At 47.2% G+C, this 18682-nt stretch carries 19 protein-coding genes; 8 read left to right on the forward strand and 11 right to left on the reverse strand.

Annotated features, from left to right (window positions below):
• Positions 1-92: 92 nt before the first annotated feature.
• The 5 genes from ACJB0T_RS09340 to puuE all read right to left on the reverse strand — a co-directional run bounded on the left by ACJB0T_RS09340 (position 93) and on the right by puuE (position 4477).
• Positions 93-1355, reverse strand: a complete 1263-nt coding sequence (locus tag ACJB0T_RS09340) for a urate hydroxylase PuuD (protein WP_479290450.1) — start codon at positions 1353-1355, stop codon at positions 93-95.
• 21 nt (positions 1356-1376) lie between these two features.
• On the reverse strand, positions 1377-1946 hold the full coding sequence (locus tag ACJB0T_RS09345) for an ureidoglycolate lyase (protein ID WP_479290452.1): 570 nt from the start codon (positions 1944-1946) through the stop codon (positions 1377-1379).
• Between the two features lie 20 nt (positions 1947-1966).
• Positions 1967-2953, reverse strand: a complete 987-nt coding sequence (alc, locus tag ACJB0T_RS09350; RefSeq protein ID WP_479290453.1) for an allantoicase — start codon at positions 2951-2953, stop codon at positions 1967-1969.
• A 67-nt stretch (positions 2954-3020) separates the two neighbouring features.
• A complete protein-coding gene (gene uraD / locus ACJB0T_RS09355; RefSeq protein WP_479290455.1) occupies positions 3021-3536 on the reverse strand; it encodes a 2-oxo-4-hydroxy-4-carboxy-5-ureidoimidazoline decarboxylase in 516 nt (171 codons plus the stop codon).
• Between the two features lie 23 nt (positions 3537-3559).
• Positions 3560-4477 (reverse strand): allantoinase PuuE, encoded by a 918-nt coding sequence (gene puuE, locus ACJB0T_RS09360; protein ID WP_112461136.1) that lies wholly within the window; start codon positions 4475-4477, stop codon positions 3560-3562.
• 356 nt (positions 4478-4833) lie between these two features.
• Between puuE and uraH the strand changes: the two genes are divergently transcribed.
• Together uraH and ACJB0T_RS09370 are read left to right on the forward strand one after the other, a co-directional pair.
• A complete protein-coding gene (gene uraH, locus ACJB0T_RS09365) occupies positions 4834-5187 on the forward strand; it encodes a hydroxyisourate hydrolase (RefSeq protein WP_479290457.1) in 354 nt (117 codons plus the stop codon).
• Between the two features lie 234 nt (positions 5188-5421).
• On the forward strand, positions 5422-6765 hold the full coding sequence (locus ACJB0T_RS09370) for an NCS2 family permease (protein WP_479290459.1): 1344 nt from the start codon (positions 5422-5424) through the stop codon (positions 6763-6765).
• Between the two features lie 135 nt (positions 6766-6900).
• On the opposite strand, the gene ACJB0T_RS09375 is transcribed toward ACJB0T_RS09370, so the two are convergent.
• From ACJB0T_RS09375 to gcl, 4 genes are all read right to left on the reverse strand, one after another.
• Positions 6901-7512 (reverse strand): TetR/AcrR family transcriptional regulator, encoded by a 612-nt coding sequence (locus ACJB0T_RS09375; protein ID WP_479290460.1) that lies wholly within the window; start codon positions 7510-7512, stop codon positions 6901-6903.
• Between the two features lie 309 nt (positions 7513-7821).
• Positions 7822-8715: a 2-hydroxy-3-oxopropionate reductase gene (locus ACJB0T_RS09380; protein WP_479290462.1), complete on the reverse strand. Its 894-nt coding sequence runs from the start codon at positions 8713-8715 to the stop codon at positions 7822-7824.
• Between the two features lie 25 nt (positions 8716-8740).
• Positions 8741-9517 carry a hydroxypyruvate isomerase gene (gene hyi, locus ACJB0T_RS09385; RefSeq protein ID WP_479290463.1) on the reverse strand — a complete coding sequence of 259 codons (777 nt, stop codon included), beginning with the start codon at positions 9515-9517 and terminating at the stop codon, positions 8741-8743.
• Positions 9518-9552: 35 nt separating this feature from the next.
• Positions 9553-11337: a glyoxylate carboligase gene (gene gcl, locus ACJB0T_RS09390; protein WP_479290465.1), complete on the reverse strand. Its 1785-nt coding sequence runs from the start codon at positions 11335-11337 to the stop codon at positions 9553-9555.
• A 329-nt stretch (positions 11338-11666) separates the two neighbouring features.
• Between gcl and aceB the strand changes: the two genes are divergently transcribed.
• Both aceB and ACJB0T_RS09400 read left to right on the forward strand, forming a co-directional pair.
• Positions 11667-13265: a malate synthase A gene (gene aceB, locus ACJB0T_RS09395; protein ID WP_479292270.1), complete on the forward strand. Its 1599-nt coding sequence runs from the start codon at positions 11667-11669 to the stop codon at positions 13263-13265.
• Positions 13266-13348: 83 nt separating this feature from the next.
• Positions 13349-13786 carry a GlcG/HbpS family heme-binding protein gene (locus ACJB0T_RS09400; protein WP_479290466.1) on the forward strand — a complete coding sequence of 146 codons (438 nt, stop codon included), beginning with the start codon at positions 13349-13351 and terminating at the stop codon, positions 13784-13786.
• A gap of 86 nt (positions 13787-13872) precedes the next feature.
• Here the strand turns inward: ACJB0T_RS09400 and ACJB0T_RS09405 are convergent, their stop codons facing one another.
• Complete coding sequence (locus ACJB0T_RS09405; RefSeq protein ID WP_479290468.1) at positions 13873-14355, reverse strand: MarR family winged helix-turn-helix transcriptional regulator; 483 nt, start codon at positions 14353-14355, stop codon at positions 13873-13875.
• A 131-nt stretch (positions 14356-14486) separates the two neighbouring features.
• On the opposite strand from ACJB0T_RS09405, the gene ACJB0T_RS09410 reads away from it, so the two are divergent.
• The 3 genes from ACJB0T_RS09410 (at position 14487) to ACJB0T_RS09420 (ending at position 16509) form a co-directional block, all read left to right on the forward strand.
• On the forward strand, positions 14487-15383 hold the full coding sequence (locus ACJB0T_RS09410) for a DMT family transporter (RefSeq protein ID WP_479290470.1): 897 nt from the start codon (positions 14487-14489) through the stop codon (positions 15381-15383).
• A gap of 86 nt (positions 15384-15469) precedes the next feature.
• The gene (locus ACJB0T_RS09415) at positions 15470-15700 is read left to right on the forward strand and encodes a glutaredoxin family protein (RefSeq protein ID WP_112461130.1); all 231 of its coding nucleotides are present in this window, start codon (positions 15470-15472) and stop codon (positions 15698-15700) included.
• A gap of 62 nt (positions 15701-15762) precedes the next feature.
• On the forward strand, positions 15763-16509 hold the full coding sequence (locus ACJB0T_RS09420) for a hypothetical protein (RefSeq protein ID WP_479290473.1): 747 nt from the start codon (positions 15763-15765) through the stop codon (positions 16507-16509).
• Here ACJB0T_RS09420 and ACJB0T_RS09425 read toward each other — a convergent pair.
• Positions 16478-17362: a LysR family transcriptional regulator gene (locus tag ACJB0T_RS09425; protein ID WP_479290475.1), complete on the reverse strand. Its 885-nt coding sequence runs from the start codon at positions 17360-17362 to the stop codon at positions 16478-16480. The two genes, ACJB0T_RS09420 and ACJB0T_RS09425, sit on opposite strands and share 32 nt — an antisense overlap.
• 104 nt (positions 17363-17466) lie before the next feature.
• Here ACJB0T_RS09425 and ACJB0T_RS09430 point away from each other — a divergent pair, with 104 nt between their 5' ends.
• Positions 17467-18681, forward strand: a complete 1215-nt coding sequence (locus tag ACJB0T_RS09430) for an MFS transporter (RefSeq protein ID WP_479290477.1) — start codon at positions 17467-17469, stop codon at positions 18679-18681.
• The last annotated feature ends 1 nt before the right edge of the window (position 18682 follow it).

The raw sequence follows: 18682 nt of genomic DNA on the forward strand, positions 1-18682 counted from the left end.
CAGGTTTCTTTCAACCTGACGGGTTTGCCAGCTTCGCTGGGCAAACAAAAAAGCCGCTCTCACGAAGAGCGGCTTCTTGCTTTTTATTACCTTTACTGTAACTGAGCCCCCTGCTCCACCCATTCTCCAATTAGAGCGCGTTCTTCATCGGTCATTTGAGTCAAGTTACCAAGTGGCATGACTTTAGTGGTGACCGTTTGAGCGACAATGCGGGGGACATTCACTTTTATCTCCTCTGGCGTGTCGAGTATTACACCACCTGGCGCTGTTTGAAACGCGGCATGCGTTGGGGTTGCCGAGTGACAGACCGAGCAGCGTTCTTGAATCACTTGATTAATCTGTGAAAACGGAATGGATCCATCATGCGCTGATGATTGCGCCATCTGTTCACTGTCCGTTTGCGCCTCTTCAGAGCTTGTTTGTGTCACTGGCGCTTTAACAACCGGCGTTGATGCTTTATTCGCATACGGTGATGAAACGAATGCAAGTGTCACCATACCCAATGCAGCAGCAGGAATTGTCCATGCAAACTTCTGGCTTCCGTGGCGTGTATTGAAATAGTGCCTCACCAAAATACTAAACACCGACAAGCCCGCTAGAATCGCCCAGTTGTACTCATGACCGTAGGTGCTCGGAAAGTGATTACTGATCATAATGAACAGCACAGGCAGCGTTAGGTAGTTATTGTGTCTTGAACGCAGCAGTCCTTTCGCTGGTAGCGCTGGGTCTGGCTCTTGATTGTTTTCAATCGCTTTCACCAAGTTACGCTGAGCCGGCATGATAACGAAGAAGACATTACCAACCATGATAGTCCCGATGATGGCACCAACATGTATATAAGCGCCGCGGCCACTGAAGACTTGGCTAAGTCCGTACGCCGCTGCCACTAGGCCTGCAAACAATACAATACCTAGGACAATTGGTGTTTTTCCTAAAGGCGAGTTACACAGTAGATTGTAAATGACCCAGCCTGCAACAAGTGAGGCTACACCAATCATAATCGCGCTGGTTGGATCGATACCTGAGCCTGGTGCGACTAGGTAGATTTCTGCGTTCAGGTAGTACACTACGCCCAACAGCAGTACGCCGGTGATCCAAGTGAAGTACGCTTCCCATTTAAACCAGTGTAAGTTCTCTGGCATCTTTGGGGGCGCGAGTTTGTACTTTTCAAGATGGTAAATACCACCACCGTGAATCGCCCAGAGATCGCCCGATAAACCATCTCGGGGGTTGCTGCGATTCAAATTATTCTCTAACCATACGAAGTAGAACGACGCACCAATCCATGCGATCCCTACTATCATGTGAACCCAACGAATAATCAGGTTCAGCCATTCTGTTACGTGCGGATCCATAACACACTCCTCGTCAGCAGCTTAGACAGAGACTTGCTGCTCATCCTTATCTTGTTGCATCTTATCGGCGAAGCTGGGTAAGTCATCTAGGCTCAATTGAACCAGTCCTTCACTGAAATAAACTTCATCGCAATTGTTACCATCCCCGGCTCTATCGACAATCAAGAACTGGTCTTGGTCTGTGAGAGCCAATACTGGATGATGCCAAACACCTTTGTGGTAGTTCACCCCTTGCCTACCGTTACTGATAAATGCACGGCTGTTCGCTAAAGACGGGTTATCCCCCTTTGGCGCGACGACGATAAGATACGGTTGCCCAAGTAATGGTATAAATGCTTGCGACCCCAAAGGATGCCTTTCTAGCATTTCAATCGTGAGTGGATACTGCAGAGGCGTCGCTTGAAAGATACTGATGATGGCCTTGCCACCTTGCTCTTCTACGTCAGCCTCGGCAAGCTTGTGATAACGACGTGTCGACCCGTTATTGATCATAAAGTAGTCGCTATTATCCACCTCTATCACATCGCCAAACTCAGCAAATGTGCGCTTGTCCAGAAGCTCTATTTTGATTCGATTAATACCATTACTCATATAAAACCCCTCTACTAAGTTTAGTCAGCCTTGGTGCCAAAGAGGCGCAATCGGCTAACACCACCGTCAGGGAAAATGTTCAGTCGTACATGGGTGATAGGGCCTATCTCATTCACCTCAGAGACAAACTCATGAATCGAATGAGCTTGGAGTTTTTGCGAGGGCAGGAGTTCTTTCCAGAACAAGCTTTGGGTCGCCACTTGATCATCGGTTCCCCCTTTCACATACGCCGCTTGAATCGAGCAGCTGTCTGGGTAGTTACCTTTAAAGTGGGCAGTGTCGACCACCACGCGACCGACATTGCCAGCATGTCCTAATGCTACGATGACCCAATCATTGCCAGGCGTTCTTCGACGTGCGGTTTCCCAGCCATCACCCATGTTTTCGCCGCGGCCAGGACCTAAGATGTTTGACTTATTCCCGTAATGCTCGTCGCTACATGCTAACGCTCTTCCACCATGTTCTACGGCAGCGAGATCAATTTGTTGCAGTTCATCGATAGCATCCCAGTCAACGCTTGGCGTACCATAAACACGCAGACGTGCCACACCACCATCGGGATAGATATTCAGTCTCACGTGGGTGTAGACTTTCTCACTCACGATCTCGCTGATATGGTGCTCGTCACCAGATAAGCTCTGAGACGGCAAAATCTCCTCCCATTCTTCAGAGTTCGTCGGATCCGCTTCCGGGCTGTAAATAGCATCGATTGAAGCTGATGGAGGATAATTACCCGTGAAAAAGGAGGTATCAATGTCCACGCCAGAAATGGTGCCTGCTAAGCCAAGTTTAACGACACAGTAGTCATAACCTTCACCACGCTTACGACGACTCTCCCAGCCGTCCATCCACTTACCGTTATCGTCGTAGACATCATCTTTCCATACCGGGTCTAGTCGACTGAGCAAGCGGCTCTTGTCTGCAAAAAAGTCATCCGTGGCGTAGAGCGCTTCAGCGCCCAGTTTGTCATCTGCTAAATTAATGTATTGTTCAATTTTCAAAGACATTTGTTGTCATCCAGTTCAATTATTCAATAAATAATAAAATGAGAGAGATAGCTGCCGTTTCCCTGACTTACATATCTCTTAAGCGAAACAACGCAATCTTGTTGATTTCGTTAAGCGCCGTAACAAACTCAGTTTCACTATCATTGCCTAATCGCATCTCGAACGACTCAAGAATTTGGTAACGATTGGCTCCCTTGACTGCCATAATGAAGGGAAAGTTGAAGCGACTTTTGTAGCTGTTGTTGTAGGTAGTAAATTTGGCAAACTCTTCCTCTGAACACTGGTCAATTCCGGCACCAGCTTGTTCAGCCGTCGAGGCCGCGGTTAATTCGCCATTTATGGCAGCTCGTCCAGCTAAGTCTGGGTGAGCATTAATCAAATCGAGCTGTTTAGACTCGGCTGCATTTAGTAGCGCCATCGACATCTTTAAATGCAGGCTTTCAATGTGGTCGTCGTCTGGATCAAGTCCTGAATCAAATACAGACTCAGCAACCCAGGGACTGTGTTCATAAATATCCGCAAAGCATGAGACAAACTCATCTCGAACCATTTCCGTTGGCTTACAGCGTTTAAATTGCGTCATCACTTTGCTCCTTGTGATTGTTGTTATTGATTCGGGTTGTGCGGGTGATGCTGATGCCAGTGCTTGGCAATATCGACTCTGCGGCATAGCCATACGTCTTCATGCTGACTGACATAGTCTAAAAAGCGTCGAAGAGAAGCGATTCTTCCTGGGCGACCAATCAAACGACAATGTAAGCCAACCGACATCATTTTCGGTGCGTGTTCGCCCTCTTCGTATAAAGTGTCAAAGGTATCTTTGAGATACTGATAGAACTGCTCACCAGAGTTAAAACCTTGCGCCGTAGCAAAGCGCATATCGTTCACGTCTAGTGTGTAGGGGATCACCAACTGAGGTCGGCCTGTCTCTGTATGCCAGTACGGAAGGTCATCATCGTAAGCATCTGAGTCATACAAGAAGCCGCCTTCTTCAGCGACGAGTCGACGAGTATTAGGACCGGTACGTCCGGTGTACCAACCCACAGGGCGCTCACCAGTGACCTCTTTAATAATCGAAATCGCTTTTGCCATGTGGTCGCGTTCTTCAGATTCATCCATATACTGATAATCAATCCAGCGATAACCGTGGCTGCAGATCTCGTGCCCTGCCTCCTTCATCGCCTTGGCCACCTCTGGGTAGCGCTCAACGGCCATGGCAACAGCAAAAATGGTGAGAGGGATATCGTACTGTTCAAACAATCGAAGCACACGCCAAACACCTGCGCGACTACCATATTCGTAAATAGACTCCATGCTGATGTGACGCTCACCTTTTATCGGTGTTGCCGCTGGGATCTCAGAAAGAAACGCTTCCGATTCATCGTCACCGTGTAAAATGCAGCGCTCTCCACCCTCTTCGTAGTTCAATACAAAGGATACGGCGATTCGAGCATTGTTCGGCCACTTGGGGTGTGGAGGGTTGGCTCCATAGCCGATGAGGTTGCGCGAATAGTCCTTATTCATCCACTGACTCCTTTACCATCTCGATGAACTTGCCACTGCATGTTCATTACTCATTTCGCTAACTTAATTGTATACAATAATTTATCTTAATGTAAAGATTTTGTTTATTGAATTATATTTTCAGCGCCGATCAATTAAAATCAATGAGTTAAATCAGATTTCTTTGTTGAACGCTCCGTTCTAGTGCATGCTGCACCATCACAAAGCAGAGAAAAGATTCAACATTTTTGCAACGTAGAACTTTACTAATCGAGCTAATTGTGTACATATTAATATCAATAAAGGTCTTGGTACGACCTCGTTGTATACAAGATGGAATGATCAAATGAAGGAGCGTACGAAAGTACGAAAGTGATATGGGAAGACTGACAACACATGTATTGGATACGACCAATGGCGTTCCGGGTGCCGAGATCCAAGTAGAGCTGTTTCGTGTGCAAAGCGACACGCTTCAGTTCATCAAGCGTGTTCACACCAACTCCGATGGGCGAACTGACTTGCCAATTTTGGAGGGTGAAGCCTTTGTCGCCGGAAAGTATCAGCTCGTCTTTCATGTCGCGTCCTATTATCAAACAAAAGGCATTCAGCTGGACGAGATTCCGTTTTTAGATGATGTGGTGATCCGATTTGGCCTCAATGATGAAGATGCCCATTATCACGTGCCTTTGTTGGTTTCCCCTTACAGTTTTTCGACCTACCGAGGCAGCTAACTCGGTGTCACTCGTCTCTTAAAAGTTGTCAACACAGCTTTGTATGAGCGGCGCATCAATCAAATGCGCACCACCAACAAATTGAAATGAACCACCTCACTAGAGGCATGGCTCTTTGCTTGCGCTTATTGTGTCTATGCGGAGTCAGGGGTACTGCTGTTTTCAATTTAAGGATAAGCAATAGTAATTTTACCCACTCAACCTTCAAGGGTAATGCGAAAAGGACTTACTCAAATGAATGAAACCAAAGCAGAAGTGCTCAATGAAGCATCCCAAAACGGCCTCTTAGAGCGCTATTTTAAGATTAAGCAACACGGTTCAAGTGTTAAAAACGAACTCTTAGGTGGCGTCACCACCTTTGCTACCATGGCCTACATCATCTTTGTGAACCCGAGTATCATGGCCGCATCGGGCATGGATCAAGGGGCGGTGTTTGTCGCGACCTGTATTGGTGCAGCCATCGGCTGTTTGCTCATGGGCTTATTTGCCAACTGGCCTGTGGGCTTGGCGCCGGGCATGGGGCTCAATGCGTTTTTCTCATTTACCGTCGTAAGTGAAATGGGTTATAGCTGGGAAGTGGCGTTAGGTGCGGTATTTATCTCAGGTGTGTTGTTTGTAGGGATGAGTTTCTACAAGATACGACAATGGATTATTGAGAGTATCCCCGAAAGTCTTCGTTACGCAATGACCGCAGGCGTCGGTCTATTCTTGGGTCTGATTGGTCTTAAAACTGCAGGCATTGTCGTCGAAAACCCCGCAACATTGGTCTCTTTAGGTGACTTTACTAAACCAGACGCTTTGCTCGCTGCCGTGGCGTTCCTGATCATTGCTGTGCTGAGTGAGCGCCGCATTTTCGGCGCTGTACTTATCGGTATTCTAAGTGTCACTATGATCGGCATGATGATGGGAATAGTTCAATACAATGGCTTTTTCTCAGCACCTCCAAGCATTGCACCAACCTTCCTAGCTATGGATATTGCCGGTGCGCTTAATGTTTCTATGGTGAGCGTTATCCTAGCGTTCCTATTCGTCAACATGTTTGATACTGCTGGTACGCTTATGGGCGTGGCTGAGCGTGCAAATCTCGTTAACAAAGAAACCGGTAAAATCGAAGGCTTAAGCAAAGCACTCAAAGCGGACAGTATTTCTAGTGTCGCGGGCGCTTGCGTAGGTTGTCCACCGGTAACCAGTTATGTGGAAAGTGCTGCAGGTGTCGCTGCTGGGGCGAGAACCGGTCTCTCGGCCATTGTTGTTGCTGTACTATTCCTTGCGGCTATTTTCCTATCGCCTCTTGCAGGTATGATCCCCGCTTACGCGACCGCTGGCGCTCTTATTTACGTTGCCTTTGTCATGATGAGTAGTATGCAGCATGTTGATTGGAAAGACTTTACTAACGGCGCACCTGCTGCCATTACAGCACTCATGATGCCGCTGACCTTCTCAATAGCTAATGGTATTGCACTTGGCTTTATCACCTACACAGTGCTAAAAGTTGCCACTGGCAAAACGAAAGATGTCTCGATCTCAATGTATATCCTGAGCGCCGTGTTCATCGCGAAGTTGGTCTTTATTGGCTAATCTGTTGTTTTCAAAATGAGATAAACAGAAAAGCAAAAAGCGGCAAACGTACATTCGTTTGCCGCTTTTCTTTCGTTTGCCGCTTTTCTAGGGCTCATCGTGAATTGGGGTAATTCTGTATACCAAAGCCACGAACTAGCGGCTTTTCACTCCGCATCCTTGAATCACCATCTTAGTTAAAAACGTTGCCGCCTCATCAAAATCACTGTCGGTAAGCTCTGGCTTGTCGAGAACGCTGCATATCTGCCAGCTAAAGTCTGCGTACGTTTGAGTCGCCGACCAAATGGCAAACATGAGGTGATGCGGCGGTACGTTATCCATGAGCCCTTGCTCAGCCCAATTGGCGAACTTCTCTAAAATAAGTTGTGATTGTTGAAACAACTTAGAGCGAATACCCTCAGGCAACACCTTAGCACCCGACATCACTTCACTGGCAAACACACGGGATGCATGCGGGTGGTCTCTGGAAATCATTAGCTTGGTGCGAATGTATTGGGTGAGCGCTTCAACTGGATCATCGAGCTGTTCGATCGGCAATGATGCTTCAAGAAGGGGTTGGGTAACGGTTTCTAGCACCGCGTAATAGAGTTTATCTTTCGAACTGAAGTAGTAAAACACATTAGGTTTAGGAATATCCGCCGCCTTGGCGATGTCGACCATTTTTGTCGCCGCGTACCCGTGAGTTGCAAACTGCTCACTGGCCACTTCAATGATCAAGTCTTGATTCTTCCGTCTAATGCGCGACATGCTTGTCCTTACTATCGTTATTCAATGATTGGTCCTTGGTCCTTGGTCCTTGGTCCTTGGTCCTTGGTCCTTGGTCCTTGGTCTATCTTAATGAATTTAAATAGTAAGTACAAAGTTTGAGGAGTTAAAATCTAGGTGAGTGCAAGACATAAAAAATCCCGAAGCCAATACCAACTGCGTCTGATTATTGAAGTTTGAAGCCGTAAACCTCAACGCAGTGGAATAACTTCGGGAACGCGTATAAAAGGAGACAAAACTACGCGATTAAGACGGAAACGTTTTGGATAGATTACCTTTAGTTACTGCTCCTCAATCTTTACGAATAGAGTGGCCAGAGCGCATTTCAAGCGCTTTAATCAGCGCGGAATGATCCCAGTTCTCACCACCTTGATCAGCACACTCATCAAAGAGCGTTTGAGCCGTTTCTGTATTTGGCAGTGCAACACCAAGTTCCTTAGCACCGCTAAGCGCAAGGTTAAGATCTTTTTGGTGCAGTGTAATTTTAAAGCCCGGGTGAAAACTACCTTCAATCATTCTTTCGCCGTGAACTTCAAGAATCTTCGAACTTGCAAAACCACCCAACAAAGCTTGGCGAACGCGCGCTGGATCCGCTCCGGCTTTCGACGCAAACACTAACGCTTCAGACACCGCTTCAATGTTCAGCGCCACTATGATTTGGTTCGCTACTTTACAAGTCTGTCCTGCGCCGCTGTCACCCACCAGCGTGATATTTTTGCCCATCACTTCAAATAGAGGTCTCGCCGCATCAAAGGCTGGCTGATCGCCACCAACCATAATGCTCAGTGTCGCATTCACCGCCCCTACTTCACCACCTGATACCGGCGCATCTAAGTATTGCGCACCGCTCTCTTTAATGCGCTTAGCAAAAGATTGAGTCGCCATCGGGGAGATAGAGCTCATGTCAATGACCAGCTTATTGCCGCTACCTACAAGACCCGCTTCCACACCGTCGGTTTCGAATAGGACGTCTTCAACTTGCGGCGTATTTGGCAGCATAAGAATCGTAATATCAGCGAGTTGAGTCGCCTCTTTCGGTGAGTGGCTCACAGTAGCCCCGCGTGCGACTAGTTCAGCAGGTGGCGGTGTAAAGTGATCAGAAAGTACAAGTTCATAGCCTGCATTTTGCAGGTTCTTCGCCATTGGCAGTCCCATGATACCGGTTCCGATAAATGCAACTTTCATAGAATATTCTCCTTAATGTTCTCTATTACTGAAAAGCGTTTAACCACGACAGCCCTTGGTGAGTACCAGCCTTTGGTTTGTATTCGCACCCAATCCACCCTTGATAGCCAAGCTCATCAATATGAGGTAGCAAGAAGTCATAGTTTATTTCCCCAGTACCTGGCTCATGTCGGCCAGGGTTATCCGCCAATTGGATATGCGCTATCTTCGGTAAGTTGTTTGCAATCGTTGGCGATAAGTCACCTTCCATGATTTGCATATGGTAGATATCGTATTGAACAAATACATTGTCACTCCCCACCTCAGCGATGACTGATTGAGCTTGCTCTGTCGTGTTCAAAAAGAAGCTAGGGATATCTCGGGTATTGATGGCTTCAATGACTAAGGTGATGCCCGCCGCTTCAAGCTGCTGGGCAGCGTAACGAAGATTGATAACAAAGGTTGTATGCGCGTCCCGTTTCGTCACCCCTTGGGGAACAATGCCAGCAAGACAGTTCACTTGTGTGTTGCCCAATACTTTCGCGTACTCAATTGCTTTTTCGACACCGAGTTGAAACTCTTCAATTCGATTCGGGTCAACCGCAATACCGCGATCCCCTGCATTCCAATCGCCTGCGGGTAAGTTAAATAAGACTTGCTCGAGGTTGTTTTCTTCTAGCTTGCACTTAATGGTCTCGGCATCAAAATCATAAGGAAATAGATACTCGACCCCACGAAAGCCTGCTTGCGCTGCTTGTTCAAAGCGTTCTAAGAAATCAAACTCAGTAAATAACATCGATAAGTTGGCAGCAAATTTTGGCATTGCTCTCTCCTTGATAAACGTTTGGTGGACAACGACTACTGTGACAATTTAAGAGACGCCATCGAGGTCGGCGCATCACTGTCATTGTCAGCAAGTGGCTCAAATTCATTGATGGCATTGATCTCTGTTCCCATGGAAATATTGGTCACGCGTTCTAAGATCACTTCCACGACAACCGGCACTTGATGCGCCGCCATTAAAGAGCGTGCCTGAGCAAACGCATCTTGTATTTTGGCTGGATCGGTCACGCGAATCGCCTTACAGCCCAGTCCTTCAACCACTTTCACGTGATCGACACCGTAGCCTTCAATTTCTGGGGAGTTTTGGTTTTCAAACGCCAGTTGCACGCAATAGTCGATATCAAACTGACGCTGCGCCTGTCGTATCAACCCAAGGTAAGAGTTGTTAACCACAACATGGATGTACGGCAGATTAAACTGTGCCCCTACGGCCAACTCCTCAATCATGAATTGAAAGTCATAGTCTCCGGAAATCGCGACAACATCGCGCTGCGGATCCGCCACTTTTACACCAAGCGCCGCAGGAATCGTCCAACCTAGCGGCCCTGCTTGTCCGCAATTAATCCAATGTCTTGGCTTATAAACATGAAGGAACTGTGCCGCCGCAATCTGGGACAAACCAATCGTGCTGACGTAGCAAGTATCGGTACCAAAGGCTTGATTCATCTCTTCATACACACGCATTGGTTTAATCGGCGTGTCGGTGAAATGCGTTTTGCGAAGCATGGTGGCTTTGCGGTGCTGACATTCTCCAACCCAAGCTGATCTGTCTGGAAGCGTGCCCTTTTTCACTCGCTCTTTAGCGACATCAACCATCAGCTCAAGGGCAGCTTTAGCATCGGAAACAATACCGAGATCCGGGCAGAACACACGGCCAATCTGCGTGGGTTCAATATCAATATGAACAAACTTTCGGCCTTGAGTGTAAACGTCGAGAGACCCGGTATGTCTATTGGCAAAGCGGTTACCGACTCCAAAAACAAAATCGGAATCAAGCAACGTCTCGTTACCGTAACGATGCGCCGTTTGTAGCCCAACCATGCCAGCCATGAGTTCATGATCATCAGGGATAGAGCCCCACCCCATAAGAGTTGGGATCACAGGAACGCCTGTCAGCTCGGCAAACTGTTGTAACAGTTCAGAGGCTCCCGCGTTAATAACTCCGCCGCCAGAGACAATTACTGGTTTCTCCGATGCTGCCAACATGTCTAACGCTTTCTCGACTTGTTCACGACTAGCAGAAGGTTTAAACGCTGCTAGAGGTTCATAGCTATCAATATCAAACTCAATTTCTGCTAATTGAACATCGAGAGGTAAATCGATGAGAACCGGTCCCGGGCGACCCGAACGCATGATATGAAATGCTTTTTGAAATGCGCGTGGTACCTGAGCAGGTTCAAGTACGGTTGTCGCCCACTTAGTCACAGGCTTAGCAATGGATTCAATATCAACAGCCTGAAAATCTTCCTTGTGCAGACGCGCTCTCGGGGCTTGACCTGTGATACAAAGAATAGGGATCGAGTCCGCTGACGCAGAATAAAGGCCAGTAATCATATCCGTACCAGCAGGACCCGATGTTCCGATACACACACCAATATTATCTTGATCAGTACGCGTAAATCCTTCTGCCATATGCGAGGCACCCTCTACATGGCGAGCTAAGACATGTTCAATACCACCCAACGCTTTCATTGCTGCATACATTGGATTAATAGCGGCACCTGGCACACCAAACGCGATTTGAACCCCTTCTTTTTTAAGTACCGCTACTGCTGCTTCTATTGCTTTCATTCTTGCCATTCCAACCCCTCCATTGGATTGTGTACAATTTTCGATCACTTTGTGTACTATGAACCAATTCCGGGTATTCGCAAGTATTAAATTCACAATTTTTTCACATAGAGCACATGCACTAAGGGGTTGCTTACCTTGTATATACTGAATACAAACACTTTACATAAATTATCTTAACGTAAAAATACTTTTAAAAAATCTGTGCGTTAAATTAATGAAAAATAGTCTTTGATCATTTGTAACTTTTCTCATATAAGTAGAAGTGAGATACATCTTTGTATACAAAAAATAATAATATTGTGTAAAGGAGACAGGCAATGGCCGTAATCGAAGGAATGAACACTACCGCTGCAAATCGGTTCAATGTAACAGGCGCGATGAACAATCGTGATTACCAAACAATACTCAGTGAAGAAGCCGTCGCGTTTCTCTCTACGCTTGTAGAGCACTTTGGTGATCGTAGAGATCAACTACTCGCACAAAGAGACATTAAGCAAGCGGCGTATGATAAGGGAGAGCTGCCTGGATTTCGCAGCGATACTGAGTCGATTCGCAACGATAAAAACTGGCGCGTGAACCCTATTCCTGAGCCATTGCTGGATCGCCGCGTGGAGATAACCGGGCCGGTCGATCGAAAAATGGTCATTAATGCACTTAACTCCGGCGCCAAAGTATTTATGTGCTGCTTCGAGGACGCTTCTGCACCAACCTGGGCAAACATGATTGAAGGCCAAATCAACCTTAGAGATGCCAACCTAGGTAACATCAGCCATTACGATGAGAATAAAGACAAGCACTACACGCTAAGTAGCGATCCTGCTCTTCTTATCGCACGCCCAAGAGGCCTCCATTTACCAGAAAAATCGATTGTATTTGATGGCAAACCGATCGCCGGTTGCTTGATGGATTTTGCACTGTATTTCTTTCACAACCATCAATCACGCGCCGACAAAGGGCTTGGTGTGTACTACTACATTCCCAAACTAGAAAACATGGAAGAAGCCAAATGGTGGGATGATGTCTTCGCATTCACTGAGACCTATTTTGGCGTACCTACCGGCACCATCAGAGCCACAGTGCTGATTGAAACGCTCCCTGCTGTATTCCAAATGGACGAGATTTTGTACGCAATGAAAGACCACATTGTTGCCATGAACTGCGGCCGCTGGGACTACATTTTTAGCTACATCAAAACGCTTAAGAATCATCAAGACCGTATTTTGCCAGATCGTCACGGTATCGGTATGGATCAAGCCTTTCTTAATGCCTATAGCCAATTATTAGTGAGAACTTGTCACGCTCGAGGCGCGCTTGCGATGGGTGGCATGTCTGCCTTTATTCCAGCGAAAGAGCCACAAGAAATGGCGCGCGTCACTGCAAAAGTGATAGAAGACAAACAGCGTGAGTCTCAAAACGGCCATGACGGTACTTGGGTTGCGCACCCTGCTCTGGTTAACTTAGCCATGTCGACGTTTGATGAACATCTTAAAGGAAAAATTAATCAGCTCGACTTCGTAAGTCCGGATACTGAGATAACTGCGGAAACACTCCTTGAGCCATGCGAAGGAACCCGTGACGAAGCCGGTGTTCGCAAGAACATTCGTATCGCGCTCTATTACATTGAAGCGTGGATCCAAGGCCAAGGCTGCGTCCCTATCTATGGGCTGATGGAAGATGCGGCAACGGCAGAGATCTCCCGAGCCAATATTTGGCAGTGGATTCACCACGGGATCACACTCGACGATGGCCAACCCTTTACCGCAGATCTCTTTCATACATGGCTCTATCAAGAGCTCAACACCATTCAACAGGAAGTGGGCGATACCCGTTACTATGCCGGACGCTTTAACGAAACCGCTGACCTTTTCTACGAGCTGTCGACATCTAAACAGTTCGCTAGCTTCCTGACCTTACCAAGCTATTCCCTGCTCTAAGCATTGATAGTGAGCGCACTTGTTTTGAGGGAGCTCACTATCAATCGGGAAAAGCGCAAGCGACTAGACGACGAGGAAACAACATGGGAAGTTTAACTCTATACCAAGCACTGACGATTATTAACGCCACCTTCAATGCAGGAAAAAGCAATGAGTGCGCACCATTAACTGCAGCAGTACTGGATAGCGGCGGCAAGCTTATCTCTCTACAGCGCCAAGATGGCTCCAGTATGATGAGACCAGATATCGCCATTGCAAAAGCTTGGGGGGCGCTCGCTCTTGGTTGTTCGTCTAGAAAGTTGGCACAAGATGCCGATGTAAGACCAGCGTTTATCTCTGCTATAAATGTTTTGGCAGATGGCAACATGGTTCCCGTGCCCGGTGGACTGCTGATTCGGGACAAGGACAAGCATGTTATTGGCGCAATTGGTGTCAGTGGCGACTTGTCCGATACCGATGAGCGCTGTGCATTAGTCGGTATCGCTGCGGCAAACTTGTTTAGTGACGAGCTCGCTGCATGATACCAATTTACATCAAGACAAAAAAAGAGGTCTAGTTTCCTAGACCTAGTTTCTGGGACCTCTTTTTCTATTCAATTTCACCGATGCTACTCGTATTGGCTCAACCATACCTTAAGCAATTGATTGGCTTGTTTCTTCTGAGCCGCGGTCATGGATTTCACTAGACTCTTTTGCACATCGGCATGTTCTTCAATCAACTTATCAATCAGTGCCAAACCGTCTTGGGTTAATTGTACGGTGACACTGCGTCGGTCTTCCTTGCTGTGCTCTCGGGAAATTAACCCTTTATTCTCAAGCTTATCAAGGCGATTCGTCATCGCACCAGATGTGAGCATCATGGTATCAATCAGCTCGGAAGGCGTTAATCGATAAGGTTTTCCACTGCGGCGAAGCGTCGCCAACACATCAAACTCCCCAAGCTTTAGGTCGTACTTCTTGTGCAAGTCTGCCACTTTGGTTTCCATGTATTTGGCAATGCGCATCAGTCGTCCCATCATTGCCATCGGATCTGTATCCAGCTCTGGCTTTTGCTTTGCCCACTGTTCGACCACTCGATCTATTGCGTCCATTCCAATATGTTCTCGCTGTTTAATTATAAGAATACAAGGCTCAATAAAACTAGCTTAACATAAAGATACTTTACAGACAGCTCAAAGATGGTTAAAGTGTCGGCAGATATCTTAACGTAAAGATAAATTACATGAACATACTTCTAGCAATGATCCCCGCCTTTTTCTGGGGCACAACCTACGCGGTCACTAAGTTTACCCTTCCTGACTGGCCGCCAATTTTGCTGGGTGCACTTCGCGCACTACCAGCGGGTTTGCTATTGCTACTCGTTAAACCATCATTACCAAAGAAAGGTGAATGGCGAACCTTGTTCATTCTCGGTACGGTCAACATCGCCACCTTCTTCGGCCTTATCTTTGTGATGGCACAAACGCTACCTTCAACCATATCCGGTGTTGGCATGGTGTCTGTACCCGTGTTTGCCATGTTGTATCAATGGTTAGTGAACCGTAAACGCCCAAGCTGGCTACAAACATTGAGTGGATTTGCGTTGGTGCTGTTTGCATTTTTCCTGTTCTCACCAGGCTCGATTTCGCTTAATCCGATTGGACTGGGTGCCATGCTGGCCGCCATTATGTGTATTGTTGTTGGCAGCGGCATGACTAAAACGCTGGGTAATCGCATCCATTGGTGGACGATTCTAACTTGGCAGCTGATCTTAGGCGGCGCAGTACTAAGTCTCGCATCTGGCTTTCACGCAGCGCTTGAGCCGCAACTCTATGTCTCGGTTATCGACAATTTCTCGACTCAGAACTTAATGGGGCTGCTGTGGGTTGTAGGTCTTAATACCGCTTTAAGCTACGGCATGTACGTTTGGTTGCTGCAGCGCATGAGTGTGGTCGACTTTACCTTTGGCGGCATCGCCAACCCTATCGCGGGTATTGTCTGCGGCATGGTGCTGCTTGGAGAGTCGTTTACGCAAACCCAGTACGCACTGATGATTGGCATGATCATGATGTCTTTGGTTCCGCAAACACTGCAAGCGGTTAAACAACACAGATTAGCTAGCCTCGCGAAACAAGGTTAACCGAACGATTAAAAATCGAAAGTGGCTTGAGGTTCTTAGTCGAACTACGTACCATACGGCCACTTTTTCATTACAGCGCGATCAACATGAAACGACTTGTCCTCTACGTTAAAGACAAATGCCCACATTGCAAAGATGCCCAACGCTACCTTGACAGCAAAGGCTATAAATATCGTCTTACTAACGCAAAAATGCAGCGCGGCCGTAAAGAGCTCGACGCCATCGGCGCTCGTTCGTTACCTGTACTGAAAATTGGCGACCGCTATATGATTGGCTGGAATCCAAACAATTTTGAGAAAATGTATAACAGCAATTAACTGACGATTTCCTATACTGCCCCTATCTCATAAAGCAACTCGCTAATCACTAGGGGCATTGGATGTACCATTCTTTTCCAGCTCGGTTTCTGACACGTCTCTTAGGCGCAGTAACCATTGCCCGAACAAGCCCCTTAGCAAGCGCTACGCTCCCCCTCGATGAAGCTCGAATTGCCAATCAACGGCTTTACATGTTGCAGTTCAATGAGGCCAACGATCCGTCGTTAAATTGCTTAGCGATTCAAATCGGCAATAAAACTCTGGTAACCCCTGCACACTGCTTGGTCTCAAAATCAGACGCCACGCTCTACCCTCTGAGACATCTTCGTCTTACGCCGCTATTCTCCCAAGATGAACGCTATTCCTATGCTCATGTGGTGTCTGTCACCACCGATCATCACAAGTTGACACAAGTCACGACAGAGCAAGATTGGGCAATATTGGAGGTCAACATAGAACTAGGCTGCCACCAGCAGTTGCATTCACTATTGGCAATACCTGAACAAGGCTGGCAGTCAGAGCCTGTTCAACTGGCTGTTTGGGATAAGACTCGCGATGCTCTGTCGGTAGAAACCTGTCTACTAGATTCCAATGAAAATAAACAGCTCACCTTGAGCAACTGCGACGAAATGAGTGAGCTCATCGCTGGTACGCCTGTTATCAGCCAAATTGGTGCGACAAACACCCTAGTCGGCATAGTTACCAGCAGTAGTAAACACAATGGCAGTACGTATTATCATGTAACGCCGATCGAGGCGCCACTGCGCCGATTAGAGCCTAGTCAGCTCTGTACTGCATCTGCTTCTTAATGAAATCGATAAAGCTTCTATCCGCCCGCGATAAATACCCATCTTTCCGCCACGCTAAAGCCAAATCAACAAACACGGGCGGTTCAAATGAAATGCCTTTCACTTCTGGCTCATGTTCCGTCACCAATTCAAGGAGCGCAGTGATCGCGTACTCATGTTTCACGATGGAAAGGATCATAGGCAACAAGTTCGTTTCAAATGAAAACTTGGCCTCAATCTGCCTGCGTTTTCGCTCTTCATCAATAAAATCTCGATGAAAATACCCCGGTTTAAACATCACCAGCTCTTCATCAAAAAACTCATCAAAATCCAATAAGTCTCGGCTAGCAAAATGATGATGTTGGCTAACGACAGCCACCATTTCAGAGCGGAAAATCTGATCCACTTCGAGATCATCTGGAACGTCTTTGTTTCTAATGACACCGAGATCGATCTCACCACTTAACAGCATCCGACGAATATCCTGAGTGCCCGCCTCAACCACCGTCATTTTGAGGTGGGGATAAGCACTTTTAAACGCCATCACGATTTCCGGGAAAAAGTACGATCCCATCATACTTGGCGTCCCTAGGCGAACTTCTCCTTTTAACAGGCCTTTCATTTCATCTACAGCAAGCTTGGCATCTTCTATTTGCTGCAACACCTTACGAGCGTGAGGCTCAAGTGCTCGCCCTTCTTGCGTAAGACGCACTTGTTTATCGATTCGAGTGAATAGTTGGATACCAAGCTGCTGCTCGAATTTACGGATAGAAATGCTCAGTGCAGGCTGCGCGATCATCACGGCTTGCGCGGCTCGGGTAAAATTTTGGTGGTCGACCACGGCAAGAAAGTGGGTGAGCTGCTTTACGTCCATTATTAACAAAATATATTCAAACCATATTTTTAATATATTTCATTAATCCAAAGCGCAATGCTAGTTTGATCACATAGTTAACCATTTTGAAGTAAGGCTTCACCGTGATTGAATTGCACTCTCCTCAATATCGACGTATTACTCTCGCGCTCGCGTTGGGCTCGTTTTTGGTGTTTTGCAATCTTTATGTGTTTCAGCCGATCTTACCGCAGTTAAGTAGTCACTTTGAGGTGTCTGAAACGGAAATCAACTGGGTATTTGCTGCCTCGACTCTCGCACTATCCCTATGTTTGGTGCCTTGGGCAATCACGTCAGAAAGTGTTGGCCGCCGTGCTGTAATGATTGGTGGCTTAATATCGCTGCCGGTCATCGGCTATACGATGATGTTGACCGACAGCCTAACCGCCATTGTCTTATTAAGAGCGGCGATGGGCGTTGGGCTCGCGGCATTTGCTTCTGTTGCCGTCGCCTACATGGTAGAAGAACTGTCTCCCGATGCGTTCACAAAAGCAATTGGCGGCTATATTGCTGCAAATTCTTTAGGTGGTATTGCTGGGCGAGTCGCAGGTGGGGTGTTGACCGACTATTTTGACTGGAAAACAGCGGTGTTTGTTATCGCCACTTTTACATTAATATCCGCTTTGCTGGTCATCGCGATGCTACCTAAACAGCAGCACTTTAAACCTGCTCGAGGGCTGTTCTACCATCACAACCGCAGTTTAGTCACGCACATCTCAAACCCAACGGTATGGGTGGCAATGCTCATTGGTGGCATTAACTTTGCGCTGTTCGTAAACCTCTACTCAGTGATGGGATTTCGCTTGGTCGAGGCTCCGCACAACCTGCCCATTGCGCTTAGCTCACTTATATTCTTATGTTATTTGGCGGGCACGCTGTCATCCAAGCTCAGTGCCAATTGGCGCAAAAAGTTCTCACCGATTACGGGCATGGTATTCGGAACCTTTTTGAGCCTACTAGGGATGCTTGTCGCATTGTTTGAATCAATCCCCATGATGCTACTTGGACTGCTGCTCATCAGTGGCGGCGCATTCTTCACACATACGCTGGCCTATGCATGGGTAAGCCAAAAGGCGACACAAGCAAAAGCGACTGCCACCGCCCTCTATCTGGTGCACTACTACATTGGCGGTAGTTTAGGCGGATTTTTCTTACTCTATTGTTGGCAGGTAGGTCGTTGGCCGGGTGTTGTTGAAGGTGGCGCATTACTTTATGCCGCGTTATTTGGGCTTTGCTACAAGCTTTATAATATCGACCAGCGCAGCCTAGTTGCCGATAAAACTATTAATCATCCGTCTTAGT

The organism is Vibrio sp. CB1-5, from assembly GCF_059412285.1.

Coding starts and splice junctions, on each gene's coding strand:
- ACJB0T_RS09340 (WP_479290450.1), bottom strand. CDS start 1,355: ATGGATCCGCACGTAACAGAATGGCTGAACCTGATTATTCGTTGGGTT.
- ACJB0T_RS09345 (WP_479290452.1), bottom strand. CDS start 1,946: ATGAGTAATGGTATTAATCGAATCAAAATAGAGCTTCTGGACAAGCGC.
- alc (WP_479290453.1), bottom strand. CDS start 2,953: ATGTCTTTGAAAATTGAACAATACATTAATTTAGCAGATGACAAACTG.
- uraD (WP_479290455.1), bottom strand. CDS start 3,536: ATGACGCAATTTAAACGCTGTAAGCCAACGGAAATGGTTCGAGATGAG.
- puuE (WP_112461136.1), bottom strand. CDS start 4,477: ATGAATAAGGACTATTCGCGCAACCTCATCGGCTATGGAGCCAACCCT.
- uraH (WP_479290457.1), top strand. CDS start 4,834: ATGGGAAGACTGACAACACATGTATTGGATACGACCAATGGCGTTCCG.
- ACJB0T_RS09370 (WP_479290459.1), top strand. CDS start 5,422: ATGAATGAAACCAAAGCAGAAGTGCTCAATGAAGCATCCCAAAACGGC.
- ACJB0T_RS09375 (WP_479290460.1), bottom strand. CDS start 7,512: ATGTCGCGCATTAGACGGAAGAATCAAGACTTGATCATTGAAGTGGCC.
- ACJB0T_RS09380 (WP_479290462.1), bottom strand. CDS start 8,715: ATGAAAGTTGCATTTATCGGAACCGGTATCATGGGACTGCCAATGGCG.
- hyi (WP_479290463.1), bottom strand. CDS start 9,517: ATGCCAAAATTTGCTGCCAACTTATCGATGTTATTTACTGAGTTTGAT.
- gcl (WP_479290465.1), bottom strand. CDS start 11,337: ATGGCAAGAATGAAAGCAATAGAAGCAGCAGTAGCGGTACTTAAAAAA.
- aceB (WP_479292270.1), top strand. CDS start 11,667: ATGAACACTACCGCTGCAAATCGGTTCAATGTAACAGGCGCGATGAAC.
- ACJB0T_RS09400 (WP_479290466.1), top strand. CDS start 13,349: ATGGGAAGTTTAACTCTATACCAAGCACTGACGATTATTAACGCCACC.
- ACJB0T_RS09405 (WP_479290468.1), bottom strand. CDS start 14,355: ATGGACGCAATAGATCGAGTGGTCGAACAGTGGGCAAAGCAAAAGCCA.
- ACJB0T_RS09410 (WP_479290470.1), top strand. CDS start 14,487: ATGAACATACTTCTAGCAATGATCCCCGCCTTTTTCTGGGGCACAACC.
- ACJB0T_RS09415 (WP_112461130.1), top strand. CDS start 15,470: ATGAAACGACTTGTCCTCTACGTTAAAGACAAATGCCCACATTGCAAA.
- ACJB0T_RS09420 (WP_479290473.1), top strand. CDS start 15,763: ATGTACCATTCTTTTCCAGCTCGGTTTCTGACACGTCTCTTAGGCGCA.
- ACJB0T_RS09425 (WP_479290475.1), bottom strand. CDS start 17,362: ATGGACGTAAAGCAGCTCACCCACTTTCTTGCCGTGGTCGACCACCAA.